Below are 13,930 nucleotides of genomic sequence, written 5' to 3'. Positions count from 1 at the left end.
GATCATTCCTCGGTCTTGATGTCGTCAATGATGGATTTCAGCGCGGCGGTGACGAGCGAAGGTTCGAAGGTGATCGCGCCCTGGCCCGAGGCCAGCTCGACCAGGTCCTGGCCGGCAGCCGGGGGCTCGATCCGCACATCCCCCAGCCCGGCCCGGGCAAGGCAGTCGGCGAGGTCGGGATGCAGGTCTTCGGGACAACGGATGGTCAGAACCCGGCCGGGGGCATGTTCGATCAGACGGGCCATCTCTTGCGCCAGGGCCAGACGCAGCCGCTCCATTTCCGCGCGTGGACCCAGCAGGTCCACGACGGCATGCAGCACGGGGACCAGCGCGTTGCGGATTTCCCGGCGCAGGGCTTCCTCCCTTTCAAGGCTCGCCGACAGGTCCTTGCGCAGATCGGCCAGGGCCCCGGTCAGGGCATCGAGGCTGAGCTCGCGCCCTTCGGCCAGGCCTTTTTCGTAGCCGTCGTGAAAGGCGCCGTCCCGCGCCATCGCGGCGGCCAGCTGCGCGGCGTCCGAAGGGCCCGAGGAGAACGAGTCGAGGCGAAGTGCGGCGGGTCTCATACGGCATCCTCACGCTTCTCGATCCAGCCCGACAGGATCTGCAGGCTTTCGTCCTTGCGCGATTTCATCAGTTCCTTGAGCCGTCCGACCGGATCGGCGTCGCCCGCGGCCATCGGCGTAAAGTCGATTTCGGGGACGACGTTCGGAATGGCCGGCGCCGGCGCGGCATCGGCAGCGGTCCTGTCCGCCGCCAGGGCGGGCAGCGGCCCGGACCTGTCGAGCGCCGCCGGGGCCGCTCCGCCCCCGGTCCTCGACCTCAGCAGCGGGCGCAGCAGGAAGGCCGCCAGCGCCAGCGCGAAGAAGCCGACCAGCGCGATGCGGATGAAGCCGTTCAGATCCAGCCTGGACAGGAAGCCGCCGGTGCTGGCAAGGGTGCCCGCCTCGGACAGCGTAGCGAAGGGCAGCGATTTCACGGTGATCGCATCGCCGCGCGCCTCGTCGAAGCCGACGGCCGAGGCGACCAGCTCGCGGATCGCCTGCAGTTCGGCCTCGTCGCGCGGAACCAGCGCGGTTTCGCCATTCGCACCCGGTCGGGCGACGCCGTTGACTAGAACGGCCACCGTCAGGCGGCGGGTCGCGCCGGGCTGGCGCGTCACCTCGCGCGTGACCCTGCTGACCTCGAAATTCGAACGCTGGCGGGTTTCGGACCGCGAGGAGCGGCTCTGATCGCCGGAACTGCCCTGCCCTTCGGGCAGATTCGAGGCCGCAGTGACCACGCCCTGCTGCGCGTTGGTGCTCTGATCGGCGGTTTCCTCGTTTTCCTGCGAGATCAGCGCGCGTTCCTGCGGGTCGAAACGCTGCTCGGTCAGCAGTTCGGATTCGTTGACCACGTCCAGATGCAGCTCGACGATGGCGTTGCCATGGCCGACATGCGCGGCCAGGATGCGCTCGACATTGCGCTTCATGTCGGCCTCACGGTCCTCGCCGGCGAATTCCTCGCCCGACGAGACCACCCCGCTCGCTGTCGATCACGGCCACCCGATCCGCAGACATCCCCGGCACGCCGGAGGAAACCAGGAATTTCAGGGCCCTGGCCTGGCCGCGATTGATGGGCGTGCCGTCGGTCGTCAGCGTCACCGAGGCGGTCGCCTCGGCCTCGCGCCGATAGCCGCGGCCCTGGGGAACGGCCAGGTGCACGCGGGCCGCCTTGACATTCGGCAGCGCCAGGATGGTGCGTGCAAGCTCGCCTTCCTTCGCGCGCCAATAGGCGGCATCGAACATCTGCGATGTGGTGCCGAATCCCGACATGCCGTCGAGGATTTCGTATCCGGTGCCGCCGGCAGAAGGCAGCCCCTCGCCGGCAAGCGTCATGCGCAGCGCGTCGCGGCGGCTTTCCGCGACCCAGATCGAATCGCCCCGGATCTCGTAGGGGACGCCGGACTTCTCGACCGCGGCCATCACCGCGCCGGATTGCTGCGGGTCGAGGCCGGAATAGAGCAGCGCCATCCCGGGACGGCTGGCCATCCAGGAAAGCCCGGCAATCGCGGCAAATGTGAACAGAAAGGCCGCGGCCAGAATGGCCCTCTGCCTTGCGCTTCGTTCGCGCCAATAGTCTTGCAGCTTCAGCAAAACCGCCCCCTTCGAATCGCATCATCCTTGTGGCGACCTTGATGGCATGGGGCGATTAAGAATTGGTTAGCCCGCCGGTGATATCCAGACCCCAGACGGATGGAGAATCACCATGACCGATGTCGCCGACATCAATGCGGAAGAAAAGCCCCGCGGGGGGATCGGCCGCATCCTGCTGCCGCTGGGGCTTGCGCTTGTGCTGGGCGGGGCTGGCTTTGCCTCGACCTATCTGGGTTTCTGGTCGCCGCTGTCGCTTCTGGCGCCAAGGGCGGAAAAGGTACAGGCCGAAGCCGTCCCGGCGGTCGATTTCGTCGATCTTCCCCAGATCGTGCTGACGCTGGCCGGGCCCAGGTCGCGGACCCTGGTGATGACGGTCAAGATCGAGACCGACCAGAGCCACCGGGCCGCGGTCGAGCATCTGATCCCGCGCCTTCTGGACAGCTTCAACGGCTTTCTCGCGGATATCGACGGCTCGGCCTTCGAAAAGCGCGGAATACTGGAGATCGTCCGCGACGAGCTCGCGACCCGCGCGGTCTTCGTCCTGGGCAAGGAGGCGTTCACCGATGTCCTCATCACGGAGTTCAGGGTCCAATGACGATAGCGCAGCTTTTGCAGATCGCTCTGATCGCCTTCACCATCGGCCTGTCGGGCTTCTGCTTCGCGCTGGCGCGCCGCCTGCGCAAGCTGAACGACCTGGAGACCGGGCTGGGCGGCGCCATAGCCGTGATGACCAGCGAGATCGGCCGGCTGGAGAGGTCCATCCTGCTGGCCAAATCCGAGGCCACCAGCGCGACCCAGGCCCTTGCCGACGAGATCGAGCGTGCCAAGGAAGAGCGGGCCTTCTGGATGCTGCAGCAGAAATTCGCCGAGGCCGGACCGGCCCGCCCGGCGCGGCTGCAGCGTCGCCGCCGGCGCGAAGGGGTGGCAGCCGATGCGTAAGCCGATCCTGTCGTTTCTGGGCGGAGTGATGATCCTTGCCGCGGCCGGCCAGGCGGTGATGCTGATGGACGGCGTGTCGCGCCTGTCCGCCAATGCCGAGCCCTCGGCGCTGATGTCCGGCTGCACCGACGTTCCCGAGGCCGTCGCCCTGGCCGATACGCTGCGCGAGCGCGCGCTGCGCATCGACCGCTATATGCAGGACATCGACCGCCGCAAGGCCGAGATCGCCTTTGCCGAAAGGCAGCTGACCGAAAAGCTGGTCGAACTGCGCAAGCTGAAGCAGCAGATCGCCCAGGGCCACCAGGGCCAGAGCCAGGCGCAAGGCGAGGATATCGCGCGCCTGATCGCGGTCTATGACCAGATGAAGCCCGAACAGGCGGCCATGGTCCTGTCCAACCTGCCGCCCGACTTCGCCGCGCAGATCCTCGCCCGGGTCCAGCCGGAAACCGGCGCCCGCATCATGGCCTCGGTCGAGCCGGGCCATGCGGCGGTCCTGACCTCGTACATGGGCGCAATCAGAGCTGCCAGGAAATAGGTGTAACTCATGTTCGGCATGATCGGCATTGTCGTGACCTTCGCGATGGTCTTCGGCGGATATATCATGGCAGGGGGAAAGCTCGGGGTCATCCTGCATTCCCTGCCCTTCGAGATGATGATGATCGGAGGGGCGGCCATCGGCTCGTTCCTGCTTTCCAACGAGACCGTGGTGATCAAGCAGGCGCTGACCGGCATCGGCCGCTCGCTCAAGGGCCCGCGCTGGCACGAATCCGACCTGCAGGACGTGCTGTGCCTGCTGTTCCAGCTGCTGCGCATCGCGCGGTCCAGCCCGGTCGAACTGGAGGAGCATATCGAGAACCCCGAATCCTCGCCGATCTTTCAGGCCTATCCCCGGATCATGGCCGACGAGAACGCGGTGACGCTGATCACCGACACCCTGCGCTCGGCCAGCCTGAACTACGACGACCCCTATCAGGTCGAGGAAATGCTGTCCCAGCGCATCGGCCTGATGAACGAAGAGGCCATGCATGCGCCGCATGCGCTTCAGAACATGGCCGATGCGCTGCCGGCACTGGGAATCGTCGCCGCCGTCCTGGGGGTGATCAAGACCATGAGCGCCATCGACCAGCCGCCCGAGGTGCTGGGCAAGATGATCGGGGGGGCGCTGGTCGGCACCTTCCTCGGCGTGTTCCTCGCCTATGCGATCGTGGCCCCCTTCGCCCAGCGGCTCGGGGCGGTGACGAAGCAGGATCAGGCCTTCTACGACGTGATCAAATCCGTGCTGGTTGCGGGCCTGCACCAGCACGCCACCAATCTTTGCGTCGAGGTGGGCCGCCAGTCGGCGCCGGAACATGTCCGCCCGTCTTTCGGAGATGTCGAGAACGCGCTGCGCGAGTTGAAGAGGGCATCGTGATCGCCCTCCTCATCCTGTCCGCGGCGCTGGCCGCCGAACCGGCCGGCAGCGCGGTCTCGACCCGCGACGGCCTGATCCGCGAGGCGACGGACTGGCTGCTCAGCGGCGAATCCCTGCCGCGCGACATCGATGAAAGGCTGATGCGGCTGCCTCCGGCCGACCGGATCGAGGTGCTGATCTTTCTGCGCCGGTCGGGAATGCTGATCGGACCCGGCTGGACCGTCGACCGCCTGCTGGCGCCAGCCAAACCCACAGGAAACCAGGCCAGGGGAGCCCAGGAATGAGCATTGCCGAGACGGGCCAGGGCGCGGGCTGGGCGGCGCGCCCGCTGATCATCAGCGGCGTGCTGCTGCTGATCGTGCTGTCCATGGTGATCCCGATGCCGGCGCGCCTGCTGGACCTGGGAATCGCGCTTTCCATCGCCAGCGCCGCCTTGATCCTGGTCATGGCCTCGCTGGTCGAGAAGCCGACGGACTTCCAGGCCTTTCCGGTGCTGCTGCTGATCTCGCTGCTGATCCGGCTGTCGCTCAACATCTCGTCCACACGGCTGATCCTGACCGACGGCCAGAGCGGGACCGCCGCCGCCGGCCATGTCATCCAGGCCTTCGCCGAATTCGTTGCCGGCGGCTCGCTGCTGGTCGGGCTGACCGTCTTTGCCGTGATCACGGTGGTGAACTTCATGGTCATCACCAAGGGCTCCGGGCGGATGGCCGAGGTCTCGGCCCGGTTCGCGCTGGATTCCCTGCCCGGCAAGCAGCTCGCCATCGACGGCGACCTGAACTCCGGCGCCATCGACCATGAGGAAGCCAAGCGCAGGCGGGCCCGCGAGCAGCGCGAGATCAGCTTCTTCGGCTCGCTCGACGGGGCTTCGAAATTCGTCAAGGGCGATGCCATCGCCGGCCTGGTGATCACGCTGATCAACCTGTTCGTCGGCCTGGCTGCGGGCGTGCTTGTGCACGGCATGCCGGTGGGCGAGGCGATGACCACCTATTCCAAGCTGACCATCGGCGACGGGCTGGTCAGCCAGGTTCCGGCGCTGATCACCTCGATGGCGGCGGCACTGCTGCTGTCGCGGGGCGGCGCCACCGAGACGACGGCCGACCTGCTGTCGCAGCAGCTCCTCAGCAACTGGCAGGTGCCCTTCGTCAGCGGGGTCGGGATGCTGGTCATCGGCCTGGTTCCCGGCATGCCGACGCTGGTGTTCTTCGGCCTGGCGGCGGTGCTGGGCACGGCCGCGTGGTTCAGCCGCAGCCGCCAGGGCAAGCCCCCGCCGGACAAGGCCGCGATGCCAGAGCCGCAGGCTGTCGCCCCGTCCCCGGCGCGCATCGGCGACGTGCTGGACACGGACGAGATCTGCGTCGAGATCGGCGCGGGGCTGATCCTCGGCGCGCTCGATCCGGCGCGCGGGCTGGGCCAGCGCATCACCAACCTGCGGCTGCATATCGCCCGGACCTATGGGCTGATCCTGCCCGATGTCCGCATCACCGACGGCACCGGCTTCGAGGATGGCGAATATATCATCCGCCTGCAGGGGGTGGTGCGCGGCAAGGGGGTTCTGCGGCCGCAGGGGGTGCTGGCCCTGGGCGCCGATTCCGCCCTGGAGGGGCTGGTCGGCGAAAGCGTGCGCGAGCCGGTCTATGGCAGCGCAGCGCGCTGGATCGCGCCGGACTGGCAGGACGAGGCGGCGATTGCCGGCGCCACCGTCGTGACCCCGATGGAGGTCCTGTCCACCCATCTGATGGAGGTGGTCAAGACCAACCTGCCGGCGCTGCTGACCATGTCCTCGATGCAGCGCATGATCCGCGAACTGGGCAGCGTTTCGGACGAGCACCGCGCGCAGCTGAACCAGCGGTTCTTCGACAGCATGGTGCCGGACAAGGTCTCGCCCGAGATGCTGCTGGCCGTGCTGCGCGGCCTGCTGGAGGAGCGTATCTCGATCCGCAACCTGGTGCTGATCACCGATGCTGTGCACGAGGCGCGCAATGCCGCCACGCCCGAAGCGGTCTATGAGCAGGTGCGCAAGCGGCTGCGCGGCCAGATCACCGAGCAGTTCCTGGACGCCGAGGGTCAGCTCGGCATCCTGCAGTTGCACCCGCAATGGGAGGCCGAGATCACCCGCGCCGAAGCCGAGGCGGCCAGGACGGGGGCAAGCGCCATCCCGCAGATCCAGAAACGGCTGGCCGAGGCGGTGCAGGCCGCCTTGCGCGACCAGCGGCCGGGTCCGGAGGCGGTGCTGGCCGTGCCCGATCACCGCCGGCGCCTGGTGCGGATGATGCTGGCCTCGGCCGGGATCGCGATGCCGGTTCTGGGGCTGGACGAGATCGACCCGGCCGCGCAGGTGCGGCTGCTGGGCTCGGTCGAAGCATGAGCCAGCTGCTGGCAGATCCGCGCATGGCGGCCGCGCTGACCGCGCTGCTGCTGACCTATTGCCGCGCGCAGGCCTGCTTCCTGATGCTGCCGGTCTTTTCCGAGCGCGCCATGCCCGTCAGGCTGCGCGCCGCGCTGGCCATGGCGGTCACGCCGCTGCTGGCCGAACATACGCCGCCGCCGGGCGAGATCGGCGGCCTGCTGCCCCTGGCCGCCCTGGCCGGGGCCGAGATCCTGTCGGGGCTTGCGCTGGGCGGGCTGGTGCGGCTTTTCGCCAGCGCGCTGGACATCGCTGCGACGGCTATCGCCGCCACGGCCTCGCTGTCGCAGCTGGTTGGCGCCGCCAATGAATATTCGCCCCATCCGATCGGCAACCTGATGCATGTCGCCGGCCTGGCCCTTCTGATGGCGCTGGGCTTTCCGGTCCTGGCCTGCGACCTTTTGCGCGAAAGCCTGGCGCTGCGGCCGCTGGGGGCCTGGCCGCAGATCCCGGACATCCTGCCGGGCGCCGTTTCCCTGACCCGGCAGAGCTTTGTCCTGGCCATGCTGCTGGCCGCGCCGTTCATCCTGGGCGGCTTTCTGTTCCAGGCGCTGTCGGGGATGATCAGCAAGGTGATGCCCGCCCTGCCGGTGGTCTTCATCGCCGCGCCGGGGGCGATTCTTCTGGCGCTTCTGGCGCTTGTCGTGCTGACGCCCACCATCCTTTCGGTCTGGGCCGAGGCCGTCCTGGCCATGATGGAAACCCTTCTCCGATGAGCCAGGACAACGACGACAAGCAATTCGACCCCACGGAAAGCAAGCTGCGCAAGGCGCGGCAGGAAGGCGACGTCCCGCGCTCGGCCGAGCTGCAATCGGCGCTGATGTATCTGGGCTTCTGGCTGGCGGCGCTGTTTGCCATGGGCTGGGCGGCCCCGGCCTGGACCGGCATGGCCGCCCGCGCCCTGGGCGGCGAGCCCTGGCCCGATGCCGAAGGCCGGGCGGTCGCCGATCTGGCGCGCGCCCTGGCCGGCCAGGCCGCTCTGGCCACGCTGGCGGGGGTGGCGATCATGGCGGTGCCGGTGGTGCTGGGCCTGGTGGTGCAGCGCTCGGTCGTGCTGACGCCCAAGAAGCTGCTGCCCGACGTCAAGCGCATCAATCCGGTCAAGAATGCGGCGCAGAAATTCGGGAAAAGCGGGCTCGTGACCTTCTCGATCTCTCTGGGCAAGGCCCTGCTGGTGGGTGTCGGGGGGTGGTTTCTCTATGCCTCGCTGCTGTCCTGGCTGCTGAACTCCGGCGTCATGGCAGATCTGCAATGGGTCGAGGGGCTGGGGCTGATCCTGCGCCGGGCGGCTCTGCTGGCGCTGGGCATCGGCGCGATCTTCGCCGGCATCGACCTGATCTGGAAGCGGCGGGAATACCTGAAGCGGCATCGCATGTCCCGGCAGGAAATGCAGGACGAACACAAGGAAAACGAGGGTGATCCTCACCTGAAGGCCGCGCGGCGGCAAAAGGGGGTCGACATCGTGCTCAGCACCATGCTGGCCGATGTGGAAAAGGCGGATGTGATCATCGTCAACCCCACGCATTACGCGGTGGCGCTGGAATGGAAACGCGGCAGCGGCCGGGCCCCGGTCTGCCTGGCGAAAGGGGTGGACGAGGTCGCCCGCCGCATTCGCGAGCGTGCGCATGAGCATCGGGTCCCGATCTGGTCCGATCCGCCCTGCGCGCGCGCGCTGCACGCCACGGTCGAGATCGGGCAAGAGATCAAGGCCGAGCACTTCGCCCCGGTCGCCGCCGCCATCCGCTTTGCCGAAGCCATGCGCAAGAAGGCGCGCGAGGGCTGGGGCGGCCTGCCCCGGCGCAAGGAGGGAACATGAGTCGCAGGCAGGACGCGCTTGGCGGGCTGGAACGCATCGCGCGGTTGAAGGCCGATCTGGAGATGCGGCGCCTTGCCGCCTTTCGCGCCCATGTCGAGGCCGCGCGCCATCGCGTCAGGCAATTGGAGGATGAGCTCGACACCCTCTATCGCGTCGAGCGGCCGTTTTCGATCGCCGAGGCGCGGCTGGCCAATGCCCTGGCGGGCGAGCGCAGCCGGGCGTTGCTGAATGCCGAACAGGAGCTTGCCCGGCTCCTGCCCGGCTACGAGCAGGCGCGACAGGCTGCGGCGCGCGAATTCGGCCGGGCCGAGGCTGTCCACTCCCTGCGAAAGCAGCTGATCGCCGAGGCGCGCCAGAACAGGCTGCGGCGCGGTGCGCTGGCCGATCCTGCAGGGCCGGGCGGCGCCTTGGGCCCTGCGTCCTGTCCCGGCGCCGGATGATGCGATGCCGGGCCGATCTCCATGGTGATCCTTGCCGCGATTTCCGCGGGACGAAGGCGTGGCGATCAGCGCCACCGATGCCGGCTCCGATGCTTCTCGCAGCACAAAAGCGCGCAGTTCATCGTATGCGGCCCTTTGCCGGCGGCCGAGAGATCGCCGACGCTGCAGCGCGGCTTTCCCGGACCGGACGCCCGGCTTGCCGTTTCCCAGGCCAATGCCACCGATACGGGACAAAGCTTCCATTGACGCATCAGGATCTTCTACCCCTTCCGGGGCGCCCGGTGGCCGAGCCCTCTGCCAAGCGGCCGCCATCCGATCGCAGTGACCAGCGAGATACCGGCTGCGGCCACCCAGAATGGGGCGGTCAGGGCCGAGTCGCGGGCGACCACCGCCTCGGCTGCGCGCACGACAATGCCGGACAGCAGCAGGCCAAGCGGCATCATCCCCCAGGCCAGCAGCCGGTAGAGGCTGTTGACGCGGCCGAGCAGGCGGTCGGGGATCATCCGTTGCCGGGTCGAGACCGAAACCGTGTTCCACACCAGCCCGCAGAACTCGAAGATCGCAAGGATCAGGCCCAGCACCCACGCGCTCGGGGCCAAGGCGATGGCTGCAAAGGCGGGAATCGAGGCGAAGAGCATCCATTGGGCCGCCGCTCCGGCACCCATCCGCCGCACGACGCGCTCGCCGAGCAATCCGCCAGCGATGCCGCCGACCGCCCCCGCCGCCAGCACCAGCCCATAGCCGGTGGCGGACAGGCCGAGATTCTCCTGCACATGCAGGATCAGGCCGATCATCACCATCTGGAAAAACAGGTTCCAGAACCCGGTGAGCCAGGCGAGCAGCCCCAGGATCGGGGCAGCGCGCAGAAAAGCCATTGCCTCGGCCAGTTCACTGCGCCAGTTCCTCCTGTCCGCGTGGCGTGGCCGGAAGCCCCCCGCGATCCCCGCAACGATCAGCGCCGCAAGGCCGTGGCTCACGCCGTTGACGACGAACGGCAGCGGCAGCGCCATCGCCACCAGCACTGCGCCGAGCGGGGGGCCGACAAGCGCGTTGCCGGTCAGTTCCACGCTCCACAACCTGCCGTTTGCCGCCTCCAGCCGCTCATGCGGCACCAGCGAGGGCAGCATGGTCTGCGCGGCATTGTCGCGAAAGACCTCGGCCCCGCCAACGGTCAGGGCTGCAAGGATCAGCGCCGCGAAAGCAGGCATCGAGGAGACCCCGACCTGCGGCGCGTCCGCCAGCGGCAACGCCGACCAGAGCGCCACGGCCGCCCCGCCGAAACCCGCAGACCGAAGCACATCCATGCCGAGGATGAGCCTGCGCCGGTCGGCCCTGTCGGTGACGATCCCGGCCGGAATCGCGAAGATGGCCCAGGGCAACCGCAGCGCCACGGCAACCAGGGCGATCAGCAGCGGGTCACGCGTCAGCAGCGACGCCGTCCAGGCCCAGGCGACGGTAGCGATTCCGTCCGCCAGATTGGTCAGGCCGCTCGCCGCGATGAACCGCGGGAGCGGCCCGCCGCTGATCGTTGCGGGTGGCTGCCGAACATGCTGCCCCATGATCCCTCCCTCGCGCTTTCGGCCGGTTCCGCGGATCGTGCATCCTCAAGTCCCCTGGAAATCAAGCCGAATGTCGCAGGCAGAAGGCAAAAAATCCCGCGGGCCTGACCGTCGGGCAGATGTCGGCACGCTCATCCTCGATCGGGAGCGACCCCCGACATGAACGATGCATGCTCGCGGCTTGAGCGCCATGCTTTTGCGCTGGGGATAGTGGAGACAGAAACGGGGAAAGGCGGCAGGAAGCCCTCCCGCATCGGGCGTACCGCGTGCGGCATCGGTCGAAGCCTGATCGGCGGGCATTCACACGCATGCCGGATGGTTCTGCCACGCCTCTTGCCCGGGCAGGGCCAGCGTCCTATCTTCTGGGGCGAAAGGACGATTACATGCATCAGTCGATCCGCAAGCGCTAAGGACCCGGTTTCCGGTTTCGCCACCCTGCCTGCCGGCGGGGGGTATTCTTGCACTTGCTGGACTGATATCATGAAAACCTTTCAGACTTTCGACAATCCCGATGGCTGGGCTTCTGCCGCCGAGGCCTTCCGCGACGACTTCGCCGCCGGCGAGCGCATCCAGATCGCGCCATGGGGAGGTTATGCCATCCTGGGCCACCGGGAACTGGTCAGCCTTGCCCGCAATCCGCTGGCCGACGGCATGGCGCCCGATCCCGCCGCGATGGCGGAGACGCCCGCGCTGCTGGCGCTGCTCGACCGGGCGCTCTTCACCAAATCCGGCGAGGTCCATCGGACCGAGCGGGCCGCACTGATCGCCGCCTTCAACACCGTGCCGCTGGCCGGCATCACCCGCGAAGCGGTGCGGCGGGCGCTGCCCTCCGGCCCGGCCAGAATCGACCTGAGGACCGGGCTGATCGCGCCGGTCGTGCGCCGGGTCTGGGGCGAGATCATCGGTCTTGACGCGACTGCGGCCCTGCAGATGGAGGATGCGGTGCGCGACCTGGCCCATGTCCTGTCCCTCTCGCCCGATCCGGCAAAGGCCCATCTGGCCGAAGCGGCGGCCGGCAGGGTGCGGGACCTGTCGCTGGCGGCGCTGCAGGGCGGGGCGCCCTTCTCGCGGAACCTGCGGGACCGGCTGGGCGACGGGCTGGCCGCCGACCTGATCGCCGGCATGGCCTTCGACGCGATCGAGTCGGCCGCCACCGGGCTGGATGGGGCGCTGCGGGTGGCCTTTGCGCATCGGGACCAGGTCACGGCAACGGCGCAATGCGCCAATGAATGCCTGCGCCTGGCCAGCTCTACCCCGATGACCATGCGGCTGGCGACGGGCAGGATTGCCCTGGGCGATCTGGTGGTGGAGGCCGGGACCGTCCTGTCGATGGTCTGGGCGGCGGGCAATCACGACCCGCTGGCCTTCCCTGCGCCGGAACGGTTCGATCCCGATCGCGAGGGCGCGCGCCCGCTGATGTTCGGCATGGGCCAGCACGCCTGCCTGGGCCATGCGATCATCCGGGCGACCTTGGTGCAGCTGCTGGGCGTCCTGGAAACGCTCACCCCCGAGACCGGCACCCTGCCAGCGCGCTGGTCGCCATTTGCGAAGGACTATCTTCCCGTCCTCGGCATCCGTTTCGAGGGCTGATCGAGGGGGGGCGGGTCGCAGCTTGGCCGTGGTCTTTCCTTGGGGTGATGCAGATCGCGCCTTGCTTGCGCCGCACCTCGCCCGAGTGCCCGGCCTGACGGCTTTCGCCGCAGGGGCTGCGGCCGATGCGCGATTGGCAGCCCGCATCGGCCGTGCCAGAGTGAGAGCGGATGCGCCTTACAGTGGCCCCCGCCGGCCGGATGGGCGCCACGCTCGTGCGGCGGGCCCCGTCTCGTCGCCATCCTCATGCGTCAGGTCGAAGGGAAGGCGGATGAGCGAAACAGGAAGGATAGCATCATGAAGGAACTGCCGCTGAGCCGCGCCTTCACCCTGATCGAGCCGGGACCGGTGACGCTGGTCACCACGCATGACGGCGCAAGGAACAACGTGATGACCATCACCTGGACCATGGTGATGGATTTCACCCCGCGTTTCGCCATCACCACCGGGCCATGGAACCATTCCTGGACAGCACTGCGCGAGACCGGGGAATGCGTGATCGCCATCCCGACGCTGGACATGATCGACACGGTGATCGGCATCGGAACCTGCTCGGGCGCCGAGGTGGACAAGTTCCAGCGGTTCGGCCTGACGCGCCTGCCCGCAACGCATGTCCGCGCGCCGCTGATCCGCGACTGCCTTGCCAATATCGAATGCCGGGTGGTCGATATCGTCGAGCGGCACGGCATCGTCGTTCTGGACGGATTGGCGGCCTGGTTCGACACCAACCGCACGGAAACGCGAACCCTGCATGCGGTGGGCGACGGCACCTTCGTCATCGACGGAGACAGGCTCGACCGAAGGGAGGCGATGCGATCGAAGCTGCCCGAGGGGGTATAGGCAGAACCTTGCGGAGACAGTCGGCCCTGGCAGCAGGCCGCACGCGGTTTCTCCGCAACTGCCGCCTGAACCTGGCGCAGCGAAAGCGGTCCGAAGGTCACCGCCTGTCCGCACCGCTGTTAAGCCCGGCCGGTTACCCGTTGTTCGGCAAGGAAAGAATTGGTGACCAGCATCGTCGGAAAACCCGACGGCGCGCTCCCCGCCGTCCAGTTCCCGGGCGTTCGTTTTCGCTATGGTCTCATGCAGTCGCGAATGGGCGGATTGCCGTGCATCGAGCGCGCCACGGCCTGGTCGAGCGCCGTCTTGTCCAGCCCACCGAATTGAGGAGCCGCCTCCTTGATCGCCCAGTAGAGCCGGCGCATCACCGGGCTGTCGCCCCGGCGCGCATAGCCCCTGGCATAGCGCGGCATCCCTGCCTTCGACACATCGACATGGTGCTTTGCAGCCCCGGCGGCTGCAGGGTTTTGCAGCGCCTCGGGCATAGGGGTTCGCCGAAGGCACGAGCGCCAATGCAGCCCAAGAAGCGGATGCTGATATTCGAACAGGACCGCTCGCCTTGGCCCCGGCATGGGCTGCCGGTCCTGCAGCCAGCGCATCAGCGTGCCGTCGTCGCCTGCCTCGTCCGGCAGCTGCAGCGGTAGGCCGCCGGTCTGCTGGGGGGCAAGATCCATCGGCGACACAGAGCCCATCGCGCTGCCTTTCAGTTCCGGCAGATGCACCGCGACGGGCGTACGGACTGGCCGGACACCTGTACAGGGTCGAGGATTTTCTGTCGATGCACCGTGCGGCGCTGCAT

The 13,930-nt window shown here is 68.1% G+C and carries 16 protein-coding genes; 11 read left to right on the top strand and 5 right to left on the bottom strand.

Annotated features, from left to right (window positions below):
* Nucleotides 1-2: 2 nt before the first annotated feature.
* Genes PARJ55_RS0102645 through PARJ55_RS24465 form a run of 3 tightly spaced genes read right to left on the bottom strand, consistent with a single transcriptional unit; the run spans nt 3 to nt 2,009 of the window.
* Nucleotides 3-563, bottom strand: a complete 561-nt coding sequence (locus tag PARJ55_RS0102645; protein WP_028711579.1) for a hypothetical protein — start codon at nt 561-563, stop codon at nt 3-5.
* A complete protein-coding gene (locus PARJ55_RS24470; RefSeq protein WP_232215655.1) occupies nt 560-1,516 on the bottom strand; it encodes a flagellar M-ring protein FliF C-terminal domain-containing protein in 957 nt (318 codons plus the stop codon). The genes PARJ55_RS0102645 and PARJ55_RS24470 overlap by 4 nt, the downstream gene beginning before the upstream one ends.
* Nucleotides 1,476-2,009: a hypothetical protein gene (locus PARJ55_RS24465; RefSeq protein ID WP_232215654.1), complete on the bottom strand. Its 534-nt coding sequence runs from the start codon at nt 2,007-2,009 to the stop codon at nt 1,476-1,478. Before PARJ55_RS24465 ends, PARJ55_RS24470 begins: the two co-directional genes overlap by 41 nt.
* Nucleotides 2,010-2,244: 235 nt before the next feature.
* Here PARJ55_RS24465 and fliL point away from each other — a divergent pair, with 235 nt between their 5' ends.
* Genes fliL through PARJ55_RS21410 form a run of 9 tightly spaced genes read left to right on the top strand, consistent with a single transcriptional unit; the run spans nt 2,245 to nt 9,145 of the window.
* Entirely contained in the window at nt 2,245-2,727 is a 483-nt protein-coding gene (fliL, locus tag PARJ55_RS0102635) for a flagellar basal body-associated protein FliL (protein ID WP_028711578.1), read from the top strand.
* Nucleotides 2,724-3,071 (top strand): hypothetical protein, encoded by a 348-nt coding sequence (locus PARJ55_RS0102630; protein WP_028711577.1) that lies wholly within the window; start codon nt 2,724-2,726, stop codon nt 3,069-3,071. The genes fliL and PARJ55_RS0102630 overlap by 4 nt, the downstream gene beginning before the upstream one ends.
* The gene (locus PARJ55_RS0102625; RefSeq protein ID WP_028711576.1) at nt 3,064-3,606 is read left to right on the top strand and encodes a MotE family protein; all 543 of its coding nucleotides are present in this window, start codon (nt 3,064-3,066) and stop codon (nt 3,604-3,606) included. Before PARJ55_RS0102630 ends, PARJ55_RS0102625 begins: the two co-directional genes overlap by 8 nt.
* Before the next feature lie 9 nt (nt 3,607-3,615).
* Nucleotides 3,616-4,482, top strand: coding sequence for a flagellar motor stator protein MotA (motA, locus tag PARJ55_RS0102620; RefSeq protein WP_028711575.1), 867 nt, complete (start codon nt 3,616-3,618; stop codon nt 4,480-4,482).
* Complete coding sequence (locus PARJ55_RS0102615; RefSeq protein WP_028711574.1) at nt 4,479-4,766, top strand: hypothetical protein; 288 nt, start codon at nt 4,479-4,481, stop codon at nt 4,764-4,766. Before motA ends, PARJ55_RS0102615 begins: the two co-directional genes overlap by 4 nt.
* A complete protein-coding gene (locus tag PARJ55_RS0102610; protein ID WP_051416136.1) occupies nt 4,763-6,850 on the top strand; it encodes a flagellar biosynthesis protein FlhA in 2,088 nt (695 codons plus the stop codon). Before PARJ55_RS0102615 ends, PARJ55_RS0102610 begins: the two co-directional genes overlap by 4 nt.
* Nucleotides 6,847-7,605 carry a flagellar biosynthetic protein FliR gene (locus PARJ55_RS0102605; protein WP_028711572.1) on the top strand — a complete coding sequence of 253 codons (759 nt, stop codon included), beginning with the start codon at nt 6,847-6,849 and terminating at the stop codon, nt 7,603-7,605. Before PARJ55_RS0102610 ends, PARJ55_RS0102605 begins: the two co-directional genes overlap by 4 nt.
* On the top strand, nt 7,602-8,705 hold the full coding sequence (flhB, locus tag PARJ55_RS0102600) for a flagellar type III secretion system protein FlhB (protein WP_028711571.1): 1,104 nt from the start codon (nt 7,602-7,604) through the stop codon (nt 8,703-8,705). Before PARJ55_RS0102605 ends, flhB begins: the two co-directional genes overlap by 4 nt.
* Nucleotides 8,702-9,145: a hypothetical protein gene (locus PARJ55_RS21410; RefSeq protein ID WP_198019305.1), complete on the top strand. Its 444-nt coding sequence runs from the start codon at nt 8,702-8,704 to the stop codon at nt 9,143-9,145. Before flhB ends, PARJ55_RS21410 begins: the two co-directional genes overlap by 4 nt.
* A gap of 260 nt (nt 9,146-9,405) precedes the next feature.
* On the opposite strand, the gene PARJ55_RS0102590 is transcribed toward PARJ55_RS21410, so the two are convergent.
* Entirely contained in the window at nt 9,406-10,704 is a 1,299-nt protein-coding gene (locus PARJ55_RS0102590) for an MFS transporter (protein ID WP_156929412.1), read from the bottom strand.
* Between the two features lie 480 nt (nt 10,705-11,184).
* On the opposite strand from PARJ55_RS0102590, the gene PARJ55_RS0102585 reads away from it, so the two are divergent.
* Together PARJ55_RS0102585 and PARJ55_RS0102580 are read left to right on the top strand one after the other, a co-directional pair.
* Entirely contained in the window at nt 11,185-12,294 is a 1,110-nt protein-coding gene (locus tag PARJ55_RS0102585; protein ID WP_028711569.1) for a cytochrome P450, read from the top strand.
* 297 nt (nt 12,295-12,591) lie between these two features.
* Nucleotides 12,592-13,134 carry a flavin reductase family protein gene (locus PARJ55_RS0102580; RefSeq protein WP_028711568.1) on the top strand — a complete coding sequence of 181 codons (543 nt, stop codon included), beginning with the start codon at nt 12,592-12,594 and terminating at the stop codon, nt 13,132-13,134.
* Nucleotides 13,135-13,364: 230 nt separating this feature from the next.
* On the opposite strand, the gene PARJ55_RS24255 is transcribed toward PARJ55_RS0102580, so the two are convergent.
* Nucleotides 13,365-13,823 carry a hypothetical protein gene (locus PARJ55_RS24255; RefSeq protein WP_028711567.1) on the bottom strand — a complete coding sequence of 153 codons (459 nt, stop codon included), beginning with the start codon at nt 13,821-13,823 and terminating at the stop codon, nt 13,365-13,367.
* Between the last annotated feature and the right edge of the window lie 107 nt (nt 13,824-13,930).

The sequence above is a fragment of the Paracoccus sp. J55 genome (genome assembly GCF_000513975.1).
Taxonomy (GTDB): domain Bacteria; phylum Pseudomonadota; class Alphaproteobacteria; order Rhodobacterales; family Rhodobacteraceae; genus Paracoccus.
Note: the sequence above shows the minus strand (reverse complement) of the source record. Positions and strands in the feature narration are given on the sequence as shown.

What these genes read in the sequence shown, in the direction of transcription:
- PARJ55_RS0102580 (WP_028711568.1), top strand. Translation starts at nt 12,592, where the DNA reads ATGAAGGAACTGCCGCTGAGCCGCGCCTTCACCCTGATCGAGCCGGGA.
- PARJ55_RS24255 (WP_028711567.1), bottom strand. Translation starts at nt 13,823, where the DNA reads ATGGGCTCTGTGTCGCCGATGGATCTTGCCCCCCAGCAGACCGGCGGC.
- fliL (WP_028711578.1), top strand. Translation starts at nt 2,245, where the DNA reads ATGACCGATGTCGCCGACATCAATGCGGAAGAAAAGCCCCGCGGGGGG.
- PARJ55_RS0102585 (WP_028711569.1), top strand. Translation starts at nt 11,185, where the DNA reads ATGAAAACCTTTCAGACTTTCGACAATCCCGATGGCTGGGCTTCTGCC.
- PARJ55_RS21410 (WP_198019305.1), top strand. Translation starts at nt 8,702, where the DNA reads ATGAGTCGCAGGCAGGACGCGCTTGGCGGGCTGGAACGCATCGCGCGG.
- PARJ55_RS0102625 (WP_028711576.1), top strand. Translation starts at nt 3,064, where the DNA reads ATGCGTAAGCCGATCCTGTCGTTTCTGGGCGGAGTGATGATCCTTGCC.
- flhB (WP_028711571.1), top strand. Translation starts at nt 7,602, where the DNA reads ATGAGCCAGGACAACGACGACAAGCAATTCGACCCCACGGAAAGCAAG.
- PARJ55_RS0102605 (WP_028711572.1), top strand. Translation starts at nt 6,847, where the DNA reads ATGAGCCAGCTGCTGGCAGATCCGCGCATGGCGGCCGCGCTGACCGCG.
- PARJ55_RS0102630 (WP_028711577.1), top strand. Translation starts at nt 2,724, where the DNA reads ATGACGATAGCGCAGCTTTTGCAGATCGCTCTGATCGCCTTCACCATC.
- PARJ55_RS24465 (WP_232215654.1), bottom strand. Translation starts at nt 2,009, where the DNA reads ATGGCGCTGCTCTATTCCGGCCTCGACCCGCAGCAATCCGGCGCGGTG.
- PARJ55_RS0102610 (WP_051416136.1), top strand. Translation starts at nt 4,763, where the DNA reads ATGAGCATTGCCGAGACGGGCCAGGGCGCGGGCTGGGCGGCGCGCCCG.
- motA (WP_028711575.1), top strand. Translation starts at nt 3,616, where the DNA reads ATGTTCGGCATGATCGGCATTGTCGTGACCTTCGCGATGGTCTTCGGC.
- PARJ55_RS0102590 (WP_156929412.1), bottom strand. Translation starts at nt 10,704, where the DNA reads ATGGGGCAGCATGTTCGGCAGCCACCCGCAACGATCAGCGGCGGGCCG.
- PARJ55_RS0102645 (WP_028711579.1), bottom strand. Translation starts at nt 563, where the DNA reads ATGAGACCCGCCGCACTTCGCCTCGACTCGTTCTCCTCGGGCCCTTCG.